This window comes from Paenalcaligenes suwonensis, assembly GCF_011290505.1.
In the GTDB taxonomy this organism is placed as follows: Bacteria; Pseudomonadota; Gammaproteobacteria; order Burkholderiales; family Burkholderiaceae_B; genus Paenalcaligenes; species Paenalcaligenes suwonensis.
Window position 1 is genome coordinate 266,407 of sequence record NZ_JAANPV010000001.1, and the last position, 23,256, is coordinate 289,662.

At 51.8% G+C, this 23,256-nt stretch carries 22 protein-coding genes; 13 read left to right on the forward strand and 9 right to left on the reverse strand.

Annotated elements, in window-relative coordinates; translation table 11 throughout:
* The first annotated feature begins 37 nt into the window (after positions 1-37).
* The 3 genes from GY634_RS01205 (at position 38) to GY634_RS01215 (ending at position 3,378) form a co-directional block, all read left to right on the forward strand.
* Positions 38-1,108 carry an MBL fold metallo-hydrolase gene (locus GY634_RS01205; protein WP_166406752.1) on the forward strand — a complete coding sequence of 357 codons (1,071 nt, stop codon included), beginning with the start codon at positions 38-40 and terminating at the stop codon, positions 1,106-1,108.
* Positions 1,109-1,183: 75 nt separating this feature from the next.
* On the forward strand, positions 1,184-2,386 hold the full coding sequence (gene metC / locus GY634_RS01210) for a cystathionine beta-lyase (protein WP_166406753.1): 1,203 nt from the start codon (positions 1,184-1,186) through the stop codon (positions 2,384-2,386).
* Positions 2,383-3,378: an asparaginase gene (locus GY634_RS01215; RefSeq protein ID WP_166406754.1), complete on the forward strand. Its 996-nt coding sequence runs from the start codon at positions 2,383-2,385 to the stop codon at positions 3,376-3,378. The genes metC and GY634_RS01215 overlap by 4 nt, the downstream gene beginning before the upstream one ends.
* An 8-nt stretch (positions 3,379-3,386) precedes the next feature.
* On the opposite strand, the gene GY634_RS01220 is transcribed toward GY634_RS01215, so the two are convergent.
* Positions 3,387-3,773 carry an RNA-binding S4 domain-containing protein gene (locus tag GY634_RS01220; protein WP_166406755.1) on the reverse strand — a complete coding sequence of 129 codons (387 nt, stop codon included), beginning with the start codon at positions 3,771-3,773 and terminating at the stop codon, positions 3,387-3,389.
* Positions 3,774-3,896: 123 nt separating this feature from the next.
* Here GY634_RS01220 and exaC point away from each other — a divergent pair, with 123 nt between their 5' ends.
* Positions 3,897-5,420: an acetaldehyde dehydrogenase ExaC gene (gene exaC / locus GY634_RS01225; protein ID WP_166406756.1), complete on the forward strand. Its 1,524-nt coding sequence runs from the start codon at positions 3,897-3,899 to the stop codon at positions 5,418-5,420.
* Here the strand turns inward: exaC and GY634_RS01230 are convergent.
* Positions 5,417-6,319 (reverse strand): LysR substrate-binding domain-containing protein, encoded by a 903-nt coding sequence (locus tag GY634_RS01230; RefSeq protein WP_166406757.1) that lies wholly within the window; start codon positions 6,317-6,319, stop codon positions 5,417-5,419. The genes exaC and GY634_RS01230 overlap by 4 nt on opposite strands.
* A gap of 104 nt (positions 6,320-6,423) precedes the next feature.
* Between GY634_RS01230 and GY634_RS01235 the strand changes: the two genes are divergently transcribed.
* The 6 genes from GY634_RS01235 (at position 6,424) to GY634_RS01260 (ending at position 11,390) form a co-directional block, all read left to right on the forward strand.
* On the forward strand, positions 6,424-7,140 hold the full coding sequence (locus tag GY634_RS01235; protein WP_166406758.1) for a ribonuclease activity regulator RraA: 717 nt from the start codon (positions 6,424-6,426) through the stop codon (positions 7,138-7,140).
* Between the two features lie 3 nt (positions 7,141-7,143).
* Positions 7,144-8,367 carry a pyridoxal phosphate-dependent aminotransferase gene (locus tag GY634_RS01240; protein ID WP_166406759.1) on the forward strand — a complete coding sequence of 408 codons (1,224 nt, stop codon included), beginning with the start codon at positions 7,144-7,146 and terminating at the stop codon, positions 8,365-8,367.
* Entirely contained in the window at positions 8,364-8,795 is a 432-nt protein-coding gene (locus GY634_RS01245) for a RidA family protein (RefSeq protein WP_166406760.1), read from the forward strand. Before GY634_RS01240 ends, GY634_RS01245 begins: the two co-directional genes overlap by 4 nt.
* A gap of 237 nt (positions 8,796-9,032) precedes the next feature.
* Positions 9,033-9,860 (forward strand): methionine ABC transporter ATP-binding protein, encoded by an 828-nt coding sequence (locus GY634_RS01250; protein WP_166406761.1) that lies wholly within the window; start codon positions 9,033-9,035, stop codon positions 9,858-9,860.
* 10 nt (positions 9,861-9,870) lie between these two features.
* Complete coding sequence (locus tag GY634_RS01255) at positions 9,871-10,536, forward strand: methionine ABC transporter permease (protein ID WP_166406762.1); 666 nt, start codon at positions 9,871-9,873, stop codon at positions 10,534-10,536.
* A 38-nt stretch (positions 10,537-10,574) separates the two neighbouring features.
* Complete coding sequence (locus GY634_RS01260) at positions 10,575-11,390, forward strand: MetQ/NlpA family ABC transporter substrate-binding protein (protein WP_166406763.1); 816 nt, start codon at positions 10,575-10,577, stop codon at positions 11,388-11,390.
* A gap of 131 nt (positions 11,391-11,521) precedes the next feature.
* Here the strand turns inward: GY634_RS01260 and GY634_RS01265 are convergent, their stop codons facing one another.
* The 4 genes from GY634_RS01265 to GY634_RS01280 all read right to left on the reverse strand — a co-directional run bounded on the left by GY634_RS01265 (position 11,522) and on the right by GY634_RS01280 (position 18,283).
* Positions 11,522-12,145, reverse strand: coding sequence for a thiol:disulfide interchange protein DsbA/DsbL (locus GY634_RS01265; protein WP_166406764.1), 624 nt, complete (start codon positions 12,143-12,145; stop codon positions 11,522-11,524).
* Between the two features lie 59 nt (positions 12,146-12,204).
* Positions 12,205-12,921, reverse strand: coding sequence for an SPOR domain-containing protein (locus tag GY634_RS01270; RefSeq protein WP_166406765.1), 717 nt, complete (start codon positions 12,919-12,921; stop codon positions 12,205-12,207).
* 5 nt (positions 12,922-12,926) lie between these two features.
* Positions 12,927-14,612, reverse strand: coding sequence for an arginine--tRNA ligase (argS, locus tag GY634_RS01275; RefSeq protein ID WP_166406766.1), 1,686 nt, complete (start codon positions 14,610-14,612; stop codon positions 12,927-12,929).
* Between the two features lie 119 nt (positions 14,613-14,731).
* Complete coding sequence (locus tag GY634_RS01280; RefSeq protein ID WP_166406767.1) at positions 14,732-18,283, reverse strand: phospholipase effector Tle1 domain-containing protein; 3,552 nt, start codon at positions 18,281-18,283, stop codon at positions 14,732-14,734.
* A 99-nt stretch (positions 18,284-18,382) separates the two neighbouring features.
* Here GY634_RS01280 and GY634_RS01285 point away from each other — a divergent pair, with 99 nt between their 5' ends.
* Positions 18,383-18,730, forward strand: coding sequence for a DUF1840 domain-containing protein (locus GY634_RS01285; protein WP_166406768.1), 348 nt, complete (start codon positions 18,383-18,385; stop codon positions 18,728-18,730).
* A 100-nt stretch (positions 18,731-18,830) separates the two neighbouring features.
* On the opposite strand, the gene leuA is transcribed toward GY634_RS01285, so the two are convergent.
* Together leuA and GY634_RS01295 are read right to left on the reverse strand one after the other, a co-directional pair.
* A complete protein-coding gene (gene leuA, locus GY634_RS01290; RefSeq protein ID WP_166406769.1) occupies positions 18,831-20,525 on the reverse strand; it encodes a 2-isopropylmalate synthase in 1,695 nt (564 codons plus the stop codon).
* A 271-nt stretch (positions 20,526-20,796) separates the two neighbouring features.
* The gene (locus GY634_RS01295) at positions 20,797-21,375 is read right to left on the reverse strand and encodes a hypothetical protein (protein ID WP_166406770.1); all 579 of its coding nucleotides are present in this window, start codon (positions 21,373-21,375) and stop codon (positions 20,797-20,799) included.
* Positions 21,376-21,557: 182 nt separating this feature from the next.
* Between GY634_RS01295 and GY634_RS01300 the strand changes: the two genes are divergently transcribed.
* Together GY634_RS01300 and bfr are read left to right on the forward strand one after the other, a co-directional pair.
* A complete protein-coding gene (locus tag GY634_RS01300; RefSeq protein WP_166406771.1) occupies positions 21,558-21,839 on the forward strand; it encodes a (2Fe-2S)-binding protein in 282 nt (93 codons plus the stop codon).
* A gap of 164 nt (positions 21,840-22,003) precedes the next feature.
* Positions 22,004-22,477, forward strand: a complete 474-nt coding sequence (gene bfr / locus GY634_RS01305) for a bacterioferritin (protein ID WP_166406772.1) — start codon at positions 22,004-22,006, stop codon at positions 22,475-22,477.
* Positions 22,478-22,558: 81 nt separating this feature from the next.
* Here the strand turns inward: bfr and GY634_RS01310 are convergent, their stop codons facing one another.
* Positions 22,559-23,194, reverse strand: a complete 636-nt coding sequence (locus GY634_RS01310) for a hypothetical protein (protein ID WP_166406773.1) — start codon at positions 23,192-23,194, stop codon at positions 22,559-22,561.
* Between the last annotated feature and the right edge of the window lie 62 nt (positions 23,195-23,256).

Genomic DNA, 23,256 nt, shown 5'->3' on the forward strand with positions numbered 1-23,256 from the left:
GTTACAAAGCACGAACGTAATGATTGGAGAAGACAGAATGCAAGATACCCATGACGCAGTGAGCTACCCCTTTGGTGATGCACTGCCCGAACCTAGCCAGATAATGGAAGTCGCCCCTGGCGTATTCTGGGCGCGTTTGCCATTACCGTTTGCCTTGGATCACATCAACGTGTGGTTGTTGCGTGACGAGGTAGAGGGTAAGCAGGGCTGGATGATTGTGGACTGCGGTGTGAACCGTGAGGTGGTGAAAGAGCAATGGGAAAAATTGTTTGCCACGCAGTTGCAGGGGCTGCCCGTGCTGCGTGTGTTGGTGACCCACATGCACCCCGATCACGTAGGTTTGGCGGGTTGGTTGTGCGAGCGTTGGAATGCGCCGTTGTACATGAGCATGACGGACTACACCATTGCCTGTCTGTGGTCGCAGCGTCGTAATGATGCCAAAGCGGCCCAAAAAAGTGGTGAGAATGCAGCGGCCCACTTTGGGCGTAACGGGTTAAGTGACCCCGAGTCGCAGCAAAAAATTAAAGAACGTGCTGGGTATTACCCCGGGCTGGTGTCCGATATGCCCAGCAGTTTTCACCGCTTGATGGCGGGGCACAGTATTACGATTGGTGCGAATCGTTGGGAAATTATTGTGGGTTACGGTCATGCGCCTGAGCATGTGTCGTTATACAGTCCCGCGTTGAACGTGCTGATTTCTGGCGACATGATGCTGCCACGTATTTCTACCAACGTGAGCGTGTTTGACCACGAGCCTGAAGCCAATCCTTTGCCCTGCTTTGTGCAGTCATTAGCGGACTACAACGTCTTACCAAAGGATGTGCTGATTTTGCCGTCACATGGCAAAGTGTTCCGAGGTTTGCATGGTCGTATTGCCGATTTGACTCAACACCATAAAGACCGTTTGGTAGACACACTAGAGGCCTGCGGTAGCACTGGGTTGAGTGCCGCTGAGCTGGTACCTGTGTTGTTTAAACGTGAGCTAGATCTGCACCAATTAACCTTTGCTATGGGCGAGGCGTTAGCCCACCTGCATGCGCTGTGGTTTGAGGGTAAATTACGTCGCGAAAAACGTGACGATGGCATCTATTATTTTGTGTGTAGCTAATGCCATTGTGCGTGTACCGCCCCTGCAGACTTTATGCTAGCGTATACCTTTAGCTAATTTCTGCAGGATACCGTCATGAGTCAGTCTTCCTCTCGTCATTTGGACACCAAGCTTGCTCACCTTGGGTTGGCTGAGTTTGACCCACAAACAGGAGCAGCGCCGGTTGCTATGCCAGCCATGCGATCCAGCACCGTGCGGTTTCGCTCCTTGGAAGACTTAGATCGTGCGCAGGCAGCCCAAGCTGCTGGTGAACGTAGGCCTGCGTATGGGCGCGGTGGTTTGGATACACACGCAGCCCTAGAGCAGGTTTTTTGCGAGTTAGAGCAGGGGCAATACTGTGCGCTGGTGCCATCGGGTATGGCTGCCGTGGCCTTAGGTATTACGGCCTTTGTGCAGCATGGCGACCATGTGTTGGTGACTGATTCCGCCTATGCGCCCGTACGTTTATACGATTCAGGTTTAGCGAAGCGCTTGGGCATAGAAATTACCTACGTAGCGCCTGATGTGGCCTCTGTACGAGCGGCCATACGTCCCAACACGAAGGTGCTTTACATGGAGTCACCAGGCTCGTTGTTGATGCAAATGCTGGATGTGCCAGCGTTAGTAGCCGTGGCAAAAGAGCACAACTTAGTAACCGTCGCCGATAACACATGGGGCTCAGGCTATGCGTATAGGCCATTGGACCTAGGGGTAGATGTCTCGGTGATTGCGGCGACTAAATACGTAGCGGGCCACTCTGACTTGATGATGGGCGCGGTGGTGGTTGGGGATCATGCTGCCCTGATTTCAGCCGTGAAGAGAACCAATTATGCACTGGGGTATTCCGTCAGCGCCGATGATGTGTGGCTAGCCTTGCGTGGCGTACGTACCTTGTCCATACGTATGCGTGAAAGTGCGGCGAATGGGTTGAAACTAGCCGAGTTCTTAAGTGCTCAGGCAGAGGTAGAACGCGTGTTTCACCCTGCCTTACCTAGTGATCCTGGTCATGCGTTGTGGAAGCGAGATGCCACAGGTTCTAACGGTATGTTGGCGTTTAGCTTGAACCTGTCAGCCGAGCAAGCACGCCGTTTTGTGAATGCGTTAACGTTGTTTGGTATTGGTTACTCGTGGGGGGGGTTTGAAAGTTTGGTGCAATATGTAGAACCAGAACTGGTGAACACTCACTCCTACTGGAATCACAGCACGAAGCCATTAATCCGTTTGCATGCGGGCTTAGAGCACCCCGACGATTTGATTGCGGATCTAACACACGCGTTAGCGATTGCTAAAACAGCATGACGCACCACGTATCAACCACAGGGCCAGTGTTAATTCTTTATACCGGTGGCACCTTGGGGATGGAACATAGCGCTCAAGGTTGGGTGCCAGCCGCCGGTTTCGAACAGCGCATTCAACAAGCACAGCAGGGCTGGCCGCACGCTCACGCACTACCTGCGTGGCGGTATGCGGCTATAGACCCGCCTATTGATAGTGCCAACATGACGCAGCAGTTATGGCTGCGTATGCGTGATGAGATCGTGCACGCTGTACAGCAAGGTTGTAATGGTGTGGTAGTGCTGCATGGCACGGATACGTTGGCATACAGTGCGGCAGCATTAAGCTTTTTGCTAGGCGGCTTAGGGGTTCCGGTCGTGCTCACAGGTTCTATGCGACCTGCGGTACAGGCAGATACTGATGCATGGGCGAATGTGTTTGGTGCGTTAGCGGCCATACCGCGCAGTACAGCCGGTGTATTTGTGTACTTCCACCAGCGGTTGTTGCATGGTGCGCAGGTGACGAAGTGGCATAGCGATGCCGATGACGCATTCAGGTCATTAGGGCGTGAGGAAGCGCAGCCAGACCTAGGCGCTATACCCACTGAGCTTAATTTTCAGGTGCAACGACAGCCAGTGTCGTTGGCCGTAGTGCCGTTTTATCCCGGTTTTCAGGCCAGCATGTTGCAACGTGTGCTGGAGTCGGGTGTACAAGGGATAGTGCTAGAGTGCTACGGCACGGGTACTGGCCCAACCGAAGACGCACAATTGCTGGCGGTATTGCGCCGTGCTACGGCCGAAGGCGTGGCTGTGGTAGGTAGTAGCCAGTGCCCTATAGGTAACGTATTGCCAGGGCAGTACGCGGCAGGTAGCTTGTTGGTGCAAGCCGGTATGTTGCCCAGTGGACGTATGACGCGTGAAGCGGCGCTGGCAAAGCTTTTTTCCCTGTTAGGGGCGGGCGTTAATACAGACGCATTGCCTACGTACTGGCGTCATAACTTCTGCGGCGAGCTATAACATCCGCATTAATAATCGTCGCGTTTTAGGCGTTCAATGTTGCGTCGGTCGCGCTTAGTAGGGCGGCCTGCGTGAATGCTTAATGCGGGTTCAGGTGCTAAGCGGCGCTGTTCAGAGGCACGTTCACGGGCGGCAATACTGTCAGGAGTTTCCTCATACAGCGTGCGCGCGACCGTTGCGGGGCCACGTACAGCACTAATTGCCTGCACGATGACCACCGTGGCGGGAGGTTGCTTAGTGATGGAAATCTCATCACCTATTTGTACGTCGCGGGCAGGCTTAGCAGTCTGGCCGTTGAGCAGTACGCGTCCTTTAGTAATTTCATCTACGGCTAGGCTGCGGGTTTTATAAAAACGCGCGGCCCATAACCATTTGTCTAAACGGGTCTTGTCCATATCACAAAGTAGGATAAAGATATGATAGAAATCACAGTATAGTAGTAATCACACGGCGCTGTTTCCGCTGTACATTCCGCTCTGCAGTATTCGAGCAATTCATGCATGACCCAGGAGGTTGAAATGAGTTTTTCGGATTTAAAACAGTTTGGCATCGATCTGGAATTCCCCTATAAAAAACGCTACGACAACTACATAGGGGGGCGTTGGGTACCTCCTGTTGCGGGGAATTATTTTGAGAATATCTCGCCCATCACGGGCCAAGTCTTTTGCGAAGTCGCCCGATCAGACGCGGATGACATCAATTTGGCCTTAGATGCCGCGCATGCGGCACGCGAGGCATGGGGTAAAACCTCGGTAGCCGAGCGTTCTAATATCTTGCTGCGTATTGCAGATAGGATAGAGCAAAACCTAGAAAAACTAGCGGTGGCAGAGTCCATCGACAACGGTAAACCGGTGCGCGAAACGCGCGCAGCCGACTTGCCGTTGGCAGTCGATCATTTCCGCTATTTTGCGGGTTGCATTCGCGCCCAAGAAGGCGCTATTTCCGATATAGACAGCACCACAGTGGCTTACCATTTCCACGAACCCGTGGGCGTGGTGGGGCAAATTATTCCGTGGAACTTCCCATTGTTAATGGCTGCATGGAAGCTGGCTCCTGCGTTGGCGGCAGGGTGCCCTATTGTGCTGAAACCTGCTGAGCAAACGCCAGCGTCTATCTTGGTATTGATGGAAGTGATTGGCGATTTGTTGCCACCGGGTGTGCTGAACGTGGTGAACGGTTTTGGTAAAGAAGCCGGTAACGCATTGGCAAGTAGTCCACGCATTGCCAAAATTGCGTTTACAGGGTCTACACCAGTGGGCAAAACCATTTTGCACCATGCTGCTGATTCATTAATTCCAGCAACAGTAGAGCTGGGCGGTAAAAGCCCGAACATCTTCTTTGAAGACGTGATGCAAAACGACGATGCTTTCTTAAACAAAGCATTGGAAGGTGCCAGCATGTTTGCCCTGAATCAGGGTGAAGTGTGCACCGCACCCACACGTATGTTGGTGCAAGAATCCATCTACGAGCGTTTCATCGAAAAAGTGGTGGCGAGGGTAGAGCGCATTAAAAAAGGTAACCCCTTAGATGCCGCCACGATGGTGGGTGCGCAGGTGTCGCAGGCACAGATGGACCGCATTTTGGGTTACATCAACCTAGGCCGTGAAGAAGGCGCTACGTGCTTAACTGGTGGTGATAGAAACCGTATGCAAGGTTTAGATGCGGGTTTCTATGTCAGCCCCACCATGTTGCGTGGCGATAACTCCATGCGTGTGTTCCAAGAGGAAATCTTTGGTCCCGTGGTTGCCGTGACTACCTTTAAGGACGAAGAAGAGGCTATCGCTATTGCCAACGACACCTCCTATGGTTTGGGGGCTGGCGTATGGAGCCGCGATGGTTCACGTGCTTACCGCGTAGGTCGTGGCGTACAAGCAGGGCGCGTGTGGACGAACTGCTACCACTTGTACCCTGCACACGCCGCATTTGGTGGCTACAAACAGTCTGGTATTGGCAGAGAAACCCACAAAATTGCCTTGGGTAACTACCAGCAAACCAAGTGTATGTTGGTGAGCTACAGCCCTGATGCGTTGGGCTTCTTCTAATCAACAGTCGTGTCAGGTAGCGCAATCGCACTTGCGGTTGCGCTGTGCCGTAACAGCGTTATCAGTCGACGCGTCAGCAAGGGGTGAGTCAGTGTGCCCCGTTCTGCAATACCAATTTCCCTAGAAAAAGCATGCTTCCCTAACGGGAGCATGCGTACGCCTGCTGGAAACGGAAAGTGCGCTGCCGTGACCGGCACAATGCCTACTCCTATGCCTTTTTCTACCGCGCGTATCAGCCCGCCTATCTCGTCGAGTTCGACTGCATCTTGCACCACTAAACGGTGCTGACGCAAAAACTGCTCAATACGTCGCCCACCAAAGGAGGTGCGCACATAGCGTACAAAGGGGGCGTTTTGCAGTAGCTCTTGCCACTCTGTGCCGGGGTGATGTTCAGACGCAATGAGTACAAAGGGTTCTTGCAATAACGTGTGCCAGGTGACATCAGGGGGCAGCGTGTAGGGCGGTTTTACCATTACCGCCAGATCCATATCGCCGGTGTCCACTTGCGCGATGATGTTGAGTGAATCACCAGGGATCACGCGCAGCGCAATGCGGGCATATTCCGCGCGGAAGGCAGCTAGGGCATCAATTAACCATGATTGCTGTGCCGAGGTGATGGCCCCTAAGACGACGGTGCCTTGCTCGCCATCGCTGTAGTCCATGTTTCCCAACTGCTGCATGGCATTCACAATGTGTTCGGCTCGCGAGTGCACTTCGCGCCCTTCTAGGGTAAGGGTGGCGCGTCTGGCACTGCGATCAAACAGTAGCAAATCTACATGTTGTTCTAAGCGTTGAATTTGGGCACTGACAGCGCCTTGCGTAAGCCCTATGTGTTCACCAGCTTTGGCAAAGCTGCCGTAGCGCACAACGGCGAGAAAGGTACGTAATTCACTCAGCATGATTAATCAATTAAATTGATGGAAAACATAAAAAATTATAGCTTTTCATTAAAAATAATTGGTGAGAGACTAACTACGTCTATTCATTTTCTAAAAGGCAGGTTATGTCCTTAGATGCTGAGATTGTCAAAACCCTAGAAGGGGTTACTACGGCCACGATTACGACGGTGTTGTTGAAGTTGGGGCTACGTAATACATGGATACGCGGTACCAAACCGTTGGCAGAAGGGCAGCCACGTGTTGTGGGGCCAGCCTTTACCTTACGTTTTATTCCGGCGCGCGAAGATTTGGCGACGACGGCTTCGTGGAGCGCTCCCAACTCTACCCGTGCTGCAATTGAAGCCATGCCTGAAGGGTGTGTGGCTGTGGCCGATGCGTTTGGCGTGACAGATGCTGGGGTATGGGGCGACATTTTGTGTGAGCGTATGGTGAAGCGCAACATTAAAGCGATGATTACCGATGGCGTGATGCGTGATGGCGCGGGTGTGAAGGCGTCTGGCTTACCCGTATGGAGTCAAGGCCAAGCAGCCTCGCCGTCTGTGGCGAGTATGACCTTTATAGGCTGGGAAGAGCCTATTGGTTGCGGTGGCGTGGCAGTCTTTCCTGGTGACATCATCGTGGCTGACCAAGATGGTGCGGTGGCTATTCCCGCATCGTTATTGGATCAAGTGCTAGAACTAGCACCCGAGCAAGAGCGTTTAGAAGGCTGGGTGGTAGAGCAAGTGCGTGCTGGACATCCCTTGCCAGGTTTGTACCCCGCTAATGAAGAAAATATGGCGCGCTATAGAGCTTATCGCGCGGCGTTGGATGCAAAGAGGTAAAACATGAATCCGTTAGACGAAAAATTTAGTCGCTTGGGTACAGACAATGCGCCCGGGCAAGAAGTGCGTCAGCGCCAAGGCGCAGAGTTTCAGGCTTTGCTGCGCGGTGACAACGTGGAAGGGCGTCCTGTGGATTTTTCTCATGGTGATGTGGATGCGTTCCCACCTGTCGATAATGCGTTGGCTGTGTTTACCGAGGGCTACCATCAAGGGGGAGCACAAGCCTATACCGAGTACCGGGGCAAAGCTGAAATTCGTCATGAAGTGGCTAAGCACCTAGGTACGTTTACCGGTAGCCCGGTAGATGCTGAGGAAGAACTCATCATTACTACGGGTACACAAGGCGCATTGTTTTTGGCCATTGCCGCCTGTGTGACGCGTGGTACTAAAGTGGCGATTGTGCAGCCCGATTACTTCGCCAATCGCAAGCTGGTCACGTTTATGGAGGGTGAGCAGGTACCCGTACGTTTGAATTACCATGCGACCCGCACGGCAGCAGGTTTAGATTTGGACGAGCTGGAAACGGTATTTAAGTCTGGAGTAGAGGTATTTCTATTTTCTAACCCCAACAACCCTACCGGTGTGGTGTATTCCCCTGTGGAAATCCAGCAAGTGGCACAATTGGCTGCACAGTACAACGTGACCGTCATTGTGGATCAGTTGTACTCACGCTTGTTATACAGCGGTGAACAGTACACCCACTTGCGCGCGCAGCCGGAAATGAACACCAAGAACGTGCTGACCATTATGGGGCCGTCTAAAACAGAATCACTCAGTGGGTTTAGGTTAGGGGTGGCATTTGGGGCAGCACATTTGGTGCAACGCATGGAGAAACTGCAGGCCATTATTGCGTTGCGTGCGGCGGGTTATAACCAAGCAGTGTTGCGTACGTGGTTCAATGAGCCGGATGGTTGGATGTCGCAACGTATTATTGCGCATCAGCGTATTCGTGATGCTATTCTAGATATCCTGCATGCAGTAGACGGGGTGCAAGTGCGGCCTTCACAGGCTGGCAGCTATTTGTTTCCTCAGCTACCTGATTTGGTGGTTAAGCCAGAAGAGTTTGTGCGTATATTACGCGTGCAAGCAGGGGTGACAGTAACGCCGGGCAGCGAGTTCGGGCCTAACGTCACCAACAGCATACGAGTTAATTTTTCACAAGATTATGGTGCAACGGTGCAGGCAATGCAGCGTGTTGCCACCTTAATCCAGAGGTATAAAAAATGAGTAGTAACCAATCCGCCACGCCAGCTCCACAAGGCAATTATTCGCCTGCTACCCGCGAAGGTAATTTGATTTTTACAGCAGGTATGACGCCGCGTCGTGCTGGCGTGCTGATTCGTACTGGTGGTATTAGCAGCAGTGATCCTGTAGAAGTACTGCGCGAGTCTGCCGAGTTAGCCGTACAAAATGCGTTAACCGCTGCACGCAGTGTGTTGAACGAATCCGAACAACTACGCAAAGTAGTAAGCATGACGGTGTACGTGGCGAGTACGGATCCAGAGTTCGACAAACACCCTAAAGTGGCTGACTTTGCATCTGACTACTTGGCGGCCGAATTGGGCGCTGCGGGTATTAGTGCACGTGCTGCAGTAGGCGTGTTCACCTTGCCTAGCAAGTCTCCACTGGAAATTTCCTTAGTGGTGGCAGTGTAAGCACGTAGTCGCTGTGATGGGGCCGTGCCCCAGTATTAGCACATACTGAACGACGTCTTGCCAAGGGTGATGGGATGCCATCACCCTTGACTTGTTTTTGTCGTAGTCATTTTCTTATAACTATAAGAAATTATGTTATGGCGAAATGTTCAGTTTTGAAATAAGCAATAAGTGCGATAATGAATCGCTCTTTTCGACTGTTTGCTGCGTGCGAAGCAGTCTTGTTCTGAAGTAACCATGCAATCAAAAAACCAAACCAATACGGCTACATTGATACGATTGGACGCCGTAAACAAGACTTTCCCGTTACCGGATGGTTCCACTTTTAATGCCATACGTTCCTTGACACTGGATATAGCCGAAGGACAGATATTTGGTCTGATTGGTAAAAGTGGTGCAGGTAAATCGACGCTGTTGCGGATGATTAACTTGTTGGAACGCCCCGATAGTGGACGTGTATTGTTGGCAGGACAAGATCTCACCACGCTGTCTAAGCGCGACTTACGACTAGCCAGACAAGATTTGGGCATGATTTTTCAGCAATTTAATTTGCTGCAAAATGCCACGGTGTTTGAGAATGTCGCCTTTCCGCTGACCTTGCACCGTAAAGTAAATAAGAAAGAAGTAGAGGCACGAGTGCGTGAGTGCTTGGAGCTAGTGGGCTTGAGTGACAAGATTCATCATTACCCCGCTCAGTTATCGGGTGGTCAGAAGCAGCGTGTGGCGATTGCCCGTGCGTTGGCTCCACGCCCTAAAGTAATGCTGTGCGATGAGCCTACCTCGGCGCTAGATACAGAAACTACGCGTTCGGTGCTGGATACCTTGCGTGATATTAATCACCAACTGGGGGTCACTATTGTGATCGTTACCCATGAGCTGCCAGTCGTGCTGTCGCTGTGTACCCGAGCGGCCATTCTGGAAGCCGGTCAGTTGGTAGAGGTCGTTGATGTGGCTGATCAGAACACCCCGCGTATCAGTGCGTTGGGGCGTGAACTAGCAGAAGAAGCACGACGTGCTGAGTTATTGCAGAAATTTTATGCCCAAGAAGGGCTAAGCGCCGCTTGAGGGTAAGTACATGTTTGACAATATTATTCCTATTCTTCCCGACTTGTGGCTGGCTATAGGCCAAACCTTTTTAATGCTTGGCATAGGCGTGGGTGCCGCGATCGTTTTGGGTGGCCCTTTAGGTGTGTTGCTGTTTTTAATGAGCCCCGGGCAATCTTTAAGCAGTCCTAAAACCTATTTGGTCGTGAGTTGGGTAGTGAACACCATACGTTCATTCCCTTTCATTATTTTGTTGGTGGTGTTGGCACCAGTCACACTGAAAATTGTGGGTGAACCCATTGGGCCATTGGCGGCCTCAGTGCCTTTGTCGGTAGCCGCAATTCCGTATTTGGCACGTTTAGTAGAGCAAAGCCTGCGTGAGGTGCCGCGTGGTGTGATTGAAGCTGCTCAAGCCATGGGAGCATCTGAGCTGCAAATTGTGTGGCGTGTGTTGGCCCGTGAAGCTAGATCGGGGCTGATCTTGGCACTCACTGTGCTGGCAGTAAGTTTTCTGTCCTACTCTGCTGTTGCTGGCGTAGTAGGTGGCGGTGGTATTGGTGACTTGGCTATTCGTTATGGCTATTACCGCTTCCAGACCGATGTGATGTTAATGACGGTGGCGATACTGATTGTGATTGTGCAGATCATTCAGTTTGGTGGTAACGCCCTGGCGCACCGTCTGGATAAACGTTCGTAATTTTTGTTTTTTACTCGTATTACTCAAGGGGTATTCTCATGTTAAAGCTACGCCGCCAGCTTATGCTTGGCACCATCGCCGCCATGCTAACTCTGGGCAGCAGCGCTGCTCACGCAGTGGATCCAAACAAACCAAGCTTGGTGTTTGGTGCGACGGCTGGCTATAACTATGACGTACTGAAGTTGGCTGTTGTGCCTCAGTTAGAAGAGCAAGGCTACAAGGTTAAACTGATAGAGTTCAACGACTACGTACAGCCAAACATCGCATTGGCTCATGGCGCGTTGGATGCGAACTTGTTCCAACACATTGCGTACCTGAACCGTTTTAAAACAGACCAAAATCTGCCGCTAAGCGATTTAGTACAGAGCACCACTGCTCCTATGGGTATTTACGCCACTGGCCGCGATAGCTTGGCAGATGTGCAAGACAAAGACCGCTTCACCGTGCCTAACGACCCCAGTAACTTGGCGCGTGCGTTGCAACTGCTGCAACAGCATCAAGTGATCACTGTGAAGCAAGATGCAGACCCATTACGCGTAACAGAGCGTGATGTGACTGAGAACCCTAAAAACATCCGTTTGCAGCCAGTAGAAGCAGCACAATTGCCACGCACTATTGGTGGTGTAGAGTACGCGGTGGTTCCGGGTAACTTTGCGATTGCTTCAGGTTTGGATCTAACCAGCGCTGTAGCGTTGGAACAGCCACCTGTGGACTACCAACAGGTAGTGGCAGTGCGTACCGAAGACCTAGACAAACCTTGGGCACAAGATCTGAAAGCAGCGTTCAAATCAGACGCCTTTAAAGCGGCACTGGATCAGCATTTCCCAGGTTATGTACGTCCAGCAGGTCTGTAAGCGCCTACATAGGTAGTGTGCATGGGTGAAACCATACAAAAAGCCCCCTGATGCTATGCATCAGGGGGCTTTTTAATGGGGAGTCTACCGTCTGACCGCAGGGGGACGACGTTAGCCGTAAGCCCCTGAGCTTATTGTTTCAACAAGCCGTCAGCCAGTTCCAGCATTTGTGGAATACCACGTGCCATGCTTGGGTTGGTCACATATTTACCAGCAACTGCCAAGCTTGGTGTGGCTTCGATGCGGTATACGCGTGCCAAATCGTTGGCTTTAGCAATCTTGGTGTTCACGCCAAACGAGTTGAAGGTGTTGGTGAACTCGTCTTTATCTACGCCTTGGTCCACAGCCCATTGGGTCAGGGCTTTTGCATCAAACAGCGGTTTTCTTTCTTGATGCAGCGCTTTAAACAGAGCTTCGTGCAGGTCCAAGCGATCCAAGGCTTCCAAGGTGTAGTACATGCGTTGCAGGTCTACCATGCCAGCGTTGAAGGCAATAGGTACACGTTGCAGCACGGTGTTTTCAGGCAGTTTGGTGGCCCATTCTGCAACCAGTGGCTCAGCGGTTGCGCAATGTGGGCAGCTATAAGAGAAAAATTCCAGAACTTCGGTTTTGTTAAGCGTGTCCGAAGGCTGGGCTTGTTCCAGCGCGACGTAAGGTTGTTGTGCCTGCTGTGCCATAGAAGAAGAGGCACTGAAAAGCGCGCTTAGTGTCAGTACACTGCTAGCCGCCAGACGAAGAACTGAAGATTTGTTCATTATAGGATTTCCTTCCTGCTAGGTAATAGGGCTATAGGACAGTACGTACAGCATAAAGTTCAAGGCTGGCGTACCACAGAAGTAGCAATTTGTTCGTTACCTAAGGTGATGCGTGCCTGATTCATAGAATCTATGCCATTAAAAGGGCCTACGCGTACACGATTCAATGTCGTGCCATTGACCTCGGCCACTTGCACTTCAGCAGGCAAACCCATCATCAAAATGCGCGCTTTGGTGGCATCCGCATCACTGGCAGATCGGAATGCCCCAGCTTGCAAGAAATAACGCTGCGAAGCACCCGCTTTAGGCGGTGCTGGTGGCGGTATCATGGCTAGCTGCTTGGGTTCAGCCGTAGCAGCGGTAGCATTGGCTGCCGGTGTGGTGGGTTGTTGCGCAGTAGGCGCTGCCACTACCGGAGGCTTCGCCGCATCCGGTAGGGTGGCAATTAACTCACCTAGTACGTCCTCGTCGCGGCGTGTGCCGCCACCTGGGGCAACAGGACTCAAGCTATCAGGTTGACCATTAGCCCCCGTGGTTGGGCGTGGGTATAACCCTATATTCGGATCGGGTGCATCACGCACTTCAGGAAGCAGCACATTGGGTGCGGCTCTGGAGGCCTTGTCATTGAAAGGCATGGGTGCTTTGGTGATGTAATACGCGACCATTGCCGCGGCGGCTAACCCTAGAATCAGGCCAATAATAATGCCAAATAAGGTGCTGCCACCGCCGCCACTGGAGGTTTTTCTGGAGCTAGTACTCTTGCGTCGTGTTGCCATAGTTCCTACATTTTTTCAGGTGCAGACACACCCAGTACACTCAGGCCGTTAGCAATGACTTGCGCGCAGGCAATAGCCAAAGCAAGGCGGGCACGTTTCAGGGGCAGGTCATCGACGTTGACGCGTTCTGCGTTGTACCAAGCGTGGAAGTCTGCCGCACAATCACGCAACCAGAATGTGATTTGGTGTGGTGCTAAGTCGTTTGCCGCCAGTTGCAGCATGGCAGGATATTCGGCCAAACGTTGCAGCATGGTCAGCTCAGTGGGGGCTGTTAATAGGCTGATGTCAGCCTGTTGGATTTGCTCAGCAGTTTCGCCTGCTTGATTCACCATAGAGTGAATGCGAGCATGTGCGTACTGGATGTAGTACACAGGGTTTTCTTCGCTACGAGAGAGCGCCAAGTCGATGTCAAACACGAACTCTGAGTCAGCACGACGTTGCGCAAGGAAGAAGCGCACGGCGTCTTGGCCTACCCATTCGATTAGTTCGCGCATCGTGACATAGCTACCGGCACGCTTGGAGATTTTTACTTCGGCACCGTTGCGCATCACTTTGACCATGCTGTGCAAAATGTAGGCTGGGTAGTCTTTAGGAATACCAATGTCTAAGCCTTGCAGGCCAGCGCGTACACGGGCAATAGTGCCGTGGTGGTCAGTGCCTTGAATGTTGATGGCGTGGTGGAAGCCGCGCTCCCACTTAGCAACGTGGTAGGCCACATCGGGAACGAAGTAGGTGTAGCCGCCTTCACGCTTACGCATCACGCGATCTTTATCGTCGCCAGTACCGAGTTCGGTAGTGCGTAGCCACAATGCGCCTTCTTCTTCGTAGGTGTGACCAGCGTTAACCAACGCCTCTACGGTTTTCTCTACACGGCCGCTGGTGTACAGCGAGCTTTCTAGGTAGTAGTTATCAAACTTCAGGCCAAACGCTTGCAAGTCTAAGTCTTGCTCGCGGCGCAAGTAAGCCACAGCAAATCGGCGGATGTCATCCAAATTGTCCACATCGCCAGACGCTACAACGGTTTCTACGTCGGCAGCGCCTACGCTTTTGCCAGCGCAGAAGTCTTCAGCGATATCTTGGATGTACGAACCACGGTAGCCGTCTTTAGGAAACTCGTCAGAGTCCGGGTCGATGCCACGCGCACGGGCTTGCACACTGATCGCCAAGTTCTCAATTTGGTTACCGGCGTCGTTGTAGTAGAACTCGCGGGTGACATCAAAACCTTGTGTTGCAAACAGACGGCAAATGGCGTCGCCCAGTGCGGCTTGGCGTGCGTGGCCTACGTGCAGTGGGCCTGTAGGGTTCGCTGAAACGAACTCTACCAATACTTTGTCAGTGCGCTTAGGTTGGTAGCCGTATTGAGCACCTTGCTGAGCGATAGTGTGCAGCACAGCTTGGTGTGCGGCAGTCGTCAGGCGGAAGTTGATGAAACCAGGGCCAGCCACTTCGGCGGCGGCAATGAGGTTTTGAGCATCAGGGTTGGCTTGTACGTGCGCAACGATTTCCTGCGCCAATTCACGCGGATTACGTTTGGCCGGACGAGCCAATTGCATGGCAATATTGGAAGCCACATCACCGTGTGCAGCCACTTTTGGGCGCTCTAGGGTGATAGTTGGTGACGCGTCAGGAACGAGGGCGTGAACGGCGCTTTGAAGCAGCGCGATGAGCTGTTGTTGTTGCTCTGCAAGCATAGAAATCGTGTGTAGTATCAGGTTGCGTGATGGAAAAACGGACGTATGCCGTGGCCCGCACGTAAAGAAAGTCCAAGGGTTACATGATAGCGTGATTTGCCATAGATTTCCTCTTTGATTCAAGGTGTTTGGGCGTTTTGCTGTGCTAGCCAACGGTAGTACGCTGGCATATCGACTTCTGCCACTTGATTGTCGTCGCGTGTACGCCAATCGTCAAAACGTCGTAAGAAGGCTTCTACTTGGTCACGTACGGTTTTTCCCAGTTCTGGATGATCGTGTTGATAGAGGTTATTGGCAGGGTGTGATGGCGATTGCACGCGCCGGTCACTGTTGAGCAAATAGCGCTCTAATGCGGATCGTTCGTCATGCAGGATAGGGTCGGAAACGGTGGTGTCATCGTTAGGTAAATCACGAAAATTGAGCCCTACGCCTCGCGCTTGCCACAGCATCCACATAAGCGCGACACGGCTAAGGTCACCGGGTTGGGGCTCAAGCAGGTCGTGCCCACCCCCTATGTCTGAGTGTGCGCCTATGAAGGCTTGCTCTAATCTGTTTAGGTTAGCGGCTACATCAAGACTGTATAGCGGAAACATCCATCGGTGTTCGTTCAAGGCAACGGCATGGGCTACCCAGCCCCATACGGGTGAAATGGATAGGTCGTATAAGTGGTTGGCAGAACCAGATAAGCCAAATTGGGCAACGGTATCAAACAACCCCATAAAGCGCAGTTGTACGCACATGGCTAGCTGACCGCGCTGTGGGTGTTGGTATTGAAACCAGCCATCTTGAGTGTGCTGCACAAGTAAGTTGGCGAAATGTCTGGCTAAGGCTGCACCTCTGGAAAAGCCCAGTATGTCTATGGGCAGTACAGCACCTGCATCACGTTGGCTACGTTCAATGATGTTAAGCAGATGTGCCCATTGGTTTTGAATAATTTGCTGTGCCTGACTGGCTGTAATGGCATCCCATTCTACGTAGTAGGGGTTACCGGGGCCTGCTTGGTAAAAACTGTCGCCATCGTACAGTTGGCTAAATAGCTGTACGTTGCTGTCTGTATGTTGGTTTTGGCGGGTGCCATCAAAAGCAAATAGGACTAGGCCTGTGGGGTCTGCATAACGGCGAGGTTGTTGGCGTGCATATCCTAAGGCTTGTAAACCGGGGATAGGACCTAAAGGGTCTGGTTCTAGGTACTGCCCTTGCTGTGGCAAATAGGTGCGATAACCATTGTGGTGCCAACCGGTGATTGGGTCGGCATATTGGCCGGGCAGACGCAAGGGTAAATCTACGCTATTCACCAGCAATTGCGCGTGCCCGAAGGGCGATAGCTGAGCTGCCCACACTATTGCACCGTCTTGGTCAGTCATGCTGTGTGGTGCGCCCAACCAATCGCTATGTATGTTGTAGAGTTCAGTGGCTTGGTTAGGGATATAGCGCAGCATGGCAATAGGCACATCGTGCGCGTAAACATAACGCCTAGATTCATGTACGGGTGCGGTAGGGGTAGCGCGCCTATGCTCTTGTTCTAGTCGCGTGCCGCTGATATAAAAATAACGGCTTTCGTGAGGGTAGTGTGCCTCGGTAAGTTGACCAAAGGCATTGTGACTATAGCGAGCAAGCTGTTGCTGTTGTTGCCACACTTGCTGCAACTGGCGTTGTGGGCCGTAGCGTAATGTCAGCGTACGCTCGGGGCTTTGTACGCTGCTAGCTAAGCCCGATGCATCGCGTTGTATGTGCAGCATAGCAGTGCTGTTTGTATGTGCTAACGCTCCTGTTTCTGACCACGCGTAAAACAGGGGGGAGCCTTGATCACCTTGCACCACTACCGTTTGTCGCTGGGCGTTATAACCAAAAGTAAAACGCTGGCTATGCGGTAGCTGGGGGAAGGCGTGCCGCTCTGAACGTAGCGCACCAGAATCGGTATGGTAGGAACGTGTACTTAGGTAATACAGTTTTTGATCAGAGCGAACAGACAAGGTATAGGCCTGTCTGGCCAAGGTGTAATCCAGTTGGGTAACGAGGTTATTAGCGTGAGCATAGCCACCGGGTTGGGGACGCAATAGGGTAATACGTTTTCCCGTGGCGTTTTGCCACACTATGGTGAGTAACTGCGCAGAGCGAGTAGACCAGCCGTAATGCAAGCTTCCACCTTCGGGTAATGTATGTTCTAGCAACCGGCCTTGGTTATCGTAGCGATAGCGGTCTTCGCTGTTAGACGTTGAAGGGCGTGTGATACGGCGGTAAAGCAGATTGCCGTTGCGATCAAAGCGCTGTTCTTGCGTGTCATGTGGGTGCTGTACAAGCAACCGCGTTGGCTCTGGCCAGTGCACGACGGTTTGACTGTGTTGGGCGGCTGAACGGTAGTCTAGTTGCCAGCGATGATCTTTGCTCTGGCGGGTGACGGTGAGCTGGTCGCCATTGGCATGTGTTTGGCGCAACGGCATGCCGTTTAAATCGTAGGCCCAGCGCGTGTGTCCACTTAGCTCACTAAACCACTGCTGCAGTTGACCTGTCGCGTCATAATGTAGCTGCAAGTGGGGCCAGCCGGCGTGTTCTGGGTTAAGGGTCAGACCATTTGGGCGTTGCTGTAGGTGTAGCGTATTAATGTGTAATTGCCCGGTGCGTGGCGACGTAATTTTTAGATTCGTCGGTGGGCAGCCTGGGCATGCCTTGCCAGTTGTGCTGATCAGGCGCTGTGCAGGGTTGAGTGTTTGCTGTTGCTCGCCCATGTCGCTGCGTACACGTATGGGGTGGGTGTTGGTGGTGGGATACTGTATTTCTACAGCTTGTTGTTGATCTTCTTGGGCTGAATAAATGGCGCGGCCTTGGCTATCGTAGGCCCAATAGCGTAAGCGATAGAGCTGTCCGTTTGGTTGGTGTTGAATGCTGATGCCCGTTAGGGCAAAAGGGTGCCCACGTTGTTGCTCAGGTTCGTACAGATAATGCAGGCTACGCCCATCGGGATAGTGCACTTGCTGCAAACGTAGCAGTTCAGATGCTGCAGGTTGATCGTAGTGGTAGCGTATAACCCCTATGGGGCTGTGTAGTTGTTGTAGATAGTAGCGTCCACCATGCTGTTGATACTGCAGCACCAGTTGGGTTCGTTCAGTACGTATGTGTTGCAGTTGATGCGGCCATGGGCTATCAGCAGGGTAGTAGTCAAAGTAGATGTTTTGACCATTTTTTACGAGATGCCGTAGCCTACCCTGCACGAAGGTGTAGCGATCACCACTGTGGTGATACCACGTGTACTCATGCGCCGTAGTGCCTGCACGTATGAAGCCTTGTGATGAGGCTTGTTCGCTAAGTAGCACACTGGCTTCACCGGGTAAGTGCACCACATAACGATCTGCTGACTGTGTCAGGCGTATTTCGTAGTGGTGTTGCCATTGCGCGCCTAAGCTGCCTAGCGTCAGCCCTTGAGCACTGTAAAAGCGGCCAAAACCTATGTGATCTCGGTGTGCGAGCGCAAACAGGTCCCAATCATGATGGGTTTTATTGCCGCTGGCGGTGTGTATGGGGTTTCCCGCTGTGGCATCGGGCAGTGAATAGCTGTCAGGTGGGCGACCGACTCTGGCGTTACAGTGTTGGCCTACGGCTGGGGCTTGGCATTGTTGGGCCCAGATCAAGCTGGGTACAGAAATCAGTAGGCCCGCAAGAGGTAGGCGTAGCATGAGCGTGACTCCATACATAAAAAAGCAGCTTATATGCTGCTATTTTTTGGACTAAGCGCGTTACCATAGGGGCCATGATGATCTATAGGAGAAAGTGCTATGTTGCTGGTGTTTAGTTCTAAAGCTGCCCCCAACGTCATGATGTTTGCGGAGCATGCCCTGTTGGTCTTGAAAGCGGCCGGTCGTCCCTACCTTGATGCTTTGCCAGAACAAGGGGTGATTCCCCATGATCAGTTGGCAGCGGCTATCGCTGGTGTGGAGCGCGCGATTTCACTAGACCCGTCTCATCAAGAAGCTGATCAAGATGACGAGGAAGAAAACACCACGCACCCTATGCAGTTACCGGTTAGCTTCCGACAACGTGCCTTCCCTTTGTTGGATATGATGCGCCGCTCTGCCGAGGCTAATGTGGATGTGATGTGGGAACCTGCTCACACTGAGTGGTAAGCCTAGAATGCAAAAACGCCCCTGGTAGGGGCGTTTAGCGGTAGTGCCAGGGTAACTGGCAGGCGCTTAGTGGGAGCGAGTGCGAATCAGGATCACTGTATTACGCACATTCGGCTTCTGCACGTTTCGCCAGTTCATGGCGATTAACGGCGCTCAAGATAGCTTTAAACGTAGAGGTCAGGATGTCCTGATGAATCCCTACGCCAAAACCACTTTGGTTATCGGCAATACGAGTTTCGATGTAGGTAGCAGCTTTGGTGTCAATGCCACTGCCAATCGCGTGCTCAGTGTAGTCCATGACTTTGATAGGCATATCCAAGGCATTGATGAAAGCAGCCAAAGCACCTTCGCCAGCGCCTTTCAAATGACGTTCTTCGCCATTCACTTTCACGGTCAGTTCAATGCTGACGCGTTGATTGCCGTCTTCGTCTTTAGGCGCGCTGCTGATGGTGTGTGTAATCAGCTTCCATGGGCCTTTGGTGTCTAAGTATTCGCTTTCGAAAATGCTGTACACGGCTTCTGGTGTGACTTCTTTGCCGGTTTCTTCGGTTACACGCTGAATAGCACGGCTGAATTCAATTTGCAGACGACGTGGCAACACCAAGCCATGTTCTTGTTCCAGCAAGTACGACACGCCACCTTTACCAGACTGGCTGTTGACGCGAATCACGGCGTCGTAGCTGCGGCCCAAGTCGGCGGGGTCGATTGGCAAGTAAGGAATCTCCCAAGGCTCATCGGCTTTCTGCAATACAAAGCCTTTTTTGATGGCGTCTTGGTGAGAGCCAGAGAACGCTGTGAACACCAAATCGCCAGCGTAAGGGTGACGTGGGTGTACAGGAATCTGGTTGCATTCTTCGGCGCACAAGCGGATAGCGTCAATGTCCGAGAAGTCTAAGCCTGGGTGCACACCTTGGGTGTACAAGTTCAGGGCCAAGGTGACCAAACACACGTTGCCCGTACGTTCACCGTTACCAAACAAGCAGCCTTCCACTCGGTCTGCACCTGCCATGACGCCAAACTCGGCAGCCGCAACAGCAGTGCCGCGGTCATTGTGTGGGTGCAAGCTGATCAGAATGCTATCGCGACGCGCCAAGTTGTTGTGCATCCATTCAATTTGGTCAGCGTACAGGTTAGGGGTAGTGGCTTCGACCGTAGCGGGCAAGTTCAGCACGATTGGATCTTCTGGGCTAGGGTTCCACGCTTCTACAACGGCATTACATACGTCTAAGGCGACTTCAGGTTCAGTGGTACTGAACACCTCTGGAGAGTACTCGTAGCGCCATTTGGTGCCGGGTTGAGCCTTAATGGCTTCCTTGATCATTTTGGTGCCGTTCACCGCCAACTGACGCACTTCGTCTTTGCTCATTTTGAAGACAATCTTACGGAAGGCCGGGGCGCAGGCGTTGTACAAGTGAATCATGGCAGTTTTGGCACCAGCCATGGCTTCTACAGTGCGCTCAATCAGGTCTTGGCGAGATTGCGTCAAACAGATGATGGTGACGTCGTCAGGGATACGATTTTCATCGATCAGCGTACGTACAAAGTCGAAATCGGTTTGTGAAGCGGAAGGAAAACCTACTTCGATTTCTTTAAAACCAATGTTGACCAGCATGTCGAAGTAACGCAATTTGCGCGCTACGCTCATGGGCTCAATCAGGGATTGGTTACCATCGCGCAGGTCAGTAGACATCCAGATAGGCGGAGTCTCGATGCGTTTGGATGGCCAAGTACGCTCGGAAAAATCGCGGGCGAAAGGTTTAAATGGAATGTATTTTGAAGCGGGATGGGTAATCATTGATGCACCTGTCAGGCGAAAAAAGCATAAAACTTTTTGCCGTCACCAGAACCACTACGTCATGCTAATGACGGCAGATAAACACGTGGCTGAATACTGGCTGCCGAACTACCACTAGGCTCTAGGCCCGGCAACCGGGCGCTAGTAGTAGTGGTAGTAGGGTAATCTGGGACAGGGAGAAGCGTGCACGCACAGCAGCACCGATGCGACCTGAACGGTCTGCGGAAGCAATGCTGAGAGAAGTAGTACGTGCGTTATCCATAACCGTTAGTCAAACATGAAATTCGGGCGATTGCAAGTCATTTGTAGGCACGGTTTCGGCATTGCGGTGTGTATTGAGCAGTGCAGCTTGGCGTTCGGCGAGTCGAATTTTCTCGAAACGGCCGCTGCCTAATTCGCGTGAGGCACGCTGTAAGTCACCGATAGTAATGGGATTACGGCGCTCAGCCCATGTCCAGTGTATGACTTCACATGCATCAGGCGATAACTGCGGAATTAGCGTATTTAATGTGCTTTCGCTAACGGCGCGTTGTTGCCACAATCCGTAGGTAAAAATCACAAAGTTATAAAGCATGTAGATGATCAGCAGGGTGCAAAGCAGCCCAACAAACCACCATACATAGGTACCGTAGTGCTGAATAAACGATAAGCCATCAGAACCCAGCGCATGTAGGCCGGAATAGTCGATACTGTCGCCAAAGCGTACTAGACGCTGCAATAGAGGCCACCAGATCAGCGCCACAACAAGCGTGACGACGATACTGAGTAGTTTCTGGGGCATAGTCAGGCGCATCAGCGTATTGCGTAGCAGAGCGCGGTCTGGGCGTTGGGTAGCAGAAGCTGTTTTCATGGCAACCTAAATTTGAGAATCAGGAAGGAAAGTCTGACAAGGGGGTATTGTTGCAGAAAGCCTTTGATGACCCCAGTTTTTGGCTGCGTATAACGTTGGTTTTAACCAACTATGAAAAAGGCTAAAGTGTGACGAAACTTCAGTAGTTGCTTTTTTTGGAACTGAGGATGATAATAGTTCGCATGTATATTTGTATATGTAACGCTATTACTGAGCGTCAGGTCAAAGAAGCTGTAAACAATGGTGTTTCCACCATGTCAGATTTACAAGCTCAACTTGGAGTGGCAACTTGCTGCGGAGCCTGCGCGGACACAGCCGTTGAGTATTTGCCCGGTGGGCAATATGCCAGCGAAGGTTCGCTGTTTGCTACGCAAATTGCGCGTGAACCTGAAACTGTTGAGTTGGCAGCAAATGACTCACAATTGCGTCCCGCACGCACGGTTTCTTACGCCACCCTGTCCTGATCTAACAAGCTCACAGCTCATTCTCAAGCTAAGTGTTTGAGAATGCTTCTCTTTTTTGCCTTTTTTTGCGCTAATTATTCTGGCTTGAAGCCTCAAATAATGGTGTCCGGACTGGTATAGTTAAGGTCTGTTTGGCTTAACGTAGCTTTCCGGAGGTGAGAACAATGAAAGGCGACACCAAAGTTATTTATTACTTGAACCAGCAGCTTAAAAATGAGCTGACGGCGATTAACCAGTACTTCCTGCATGCTCGTGTGATGAATCATTGGGGCTTTGGAAAGCTGGGCAAGAAAGAATACGAAGAGTCCATCGGCGAGATGAAACATGCCGATTTGCTGATTGAACGTATTTTGCTGCTAGAAGGCCTGCCTAACCTACAAGACCTGCATAAGCTGCGCATTGGTGAAGATGTGCCAGAAATGTTGGCATGTGATTTGGCGCTAGAAAAAGCCGCCCATGTCACCGTGAAGGAAGGTATGCAGTACTGTGAGAGCGTGAGCGATTTTGTGTCTCGCGATCTACTACTGAAAATTCTGGACGACACTGAAGAGCATATCGATTGGCTGGAAACACAGCTGGAATTGATAGAAAAAGTGGGTGTACAGAACTACTTGCAGTCCCAAATGAACGACGATTAACGCCATTTGTTACTGTCAATCAAAAAAACGCTACGTATTGTACGTAGCGTTTTTTTTTGTATCTAGGTTTTACATTAGGGGTTATTTCGCCGGACAACCGTCTACTTGGCCCCAAGCGTTGTTAGGACCACAGTACTTATTACGTACATCCCACGAGCAGCTAGGGCGCTCAAAGAAGCCACGTTGTGCGCAGGCTGCCATCTCGCGTTGGAACTGAGGAATCCAGCTGCTGTTGCTTCCTACGTTAGGCACAGGCGTAGCAGGTGGTGGCGGTGGAATAGTGATATCCACAGGCTGTATGGCTTGCGCTCCTCGGGAACCGGAAGGACCAATGCGCGCTATGCCTTGTAATCCACTGGGGGAGGTAGAGTCTTGTTGGCGTAAGTCCGACAGTGCACTGGCAGACAAGCGTGTATTGGCTAAAGCAATAGGAGGATTGTATTTATCTGCTGTTTTAGCAGTGATCTTCCAGTCGAAGGGCTCTAGTTCGTCTGGTACACCTAGCCTACCGTTGATCAGGGGTTGAGGGGCCGGCGTGACATAGGGTTTGCCATCCGCGTCTAGTGTAGGCATTAACAAAGCAGCTTCTTCAATAGCTACCATGTTGGGAGCACGCAATGGGCCATTTTCTACCAGCCAGTTACCCATCTGGATACCGCCCCACACGGAGGCTCCCAAAGCTAGTAACACGATTGCAAGAATTAAACGCCAAGACATAGTAAGTGTTCGCTGTGATGGTAGCGGCTGGCCCATTCACAGGAATGGGCCAGAGCTTGAAG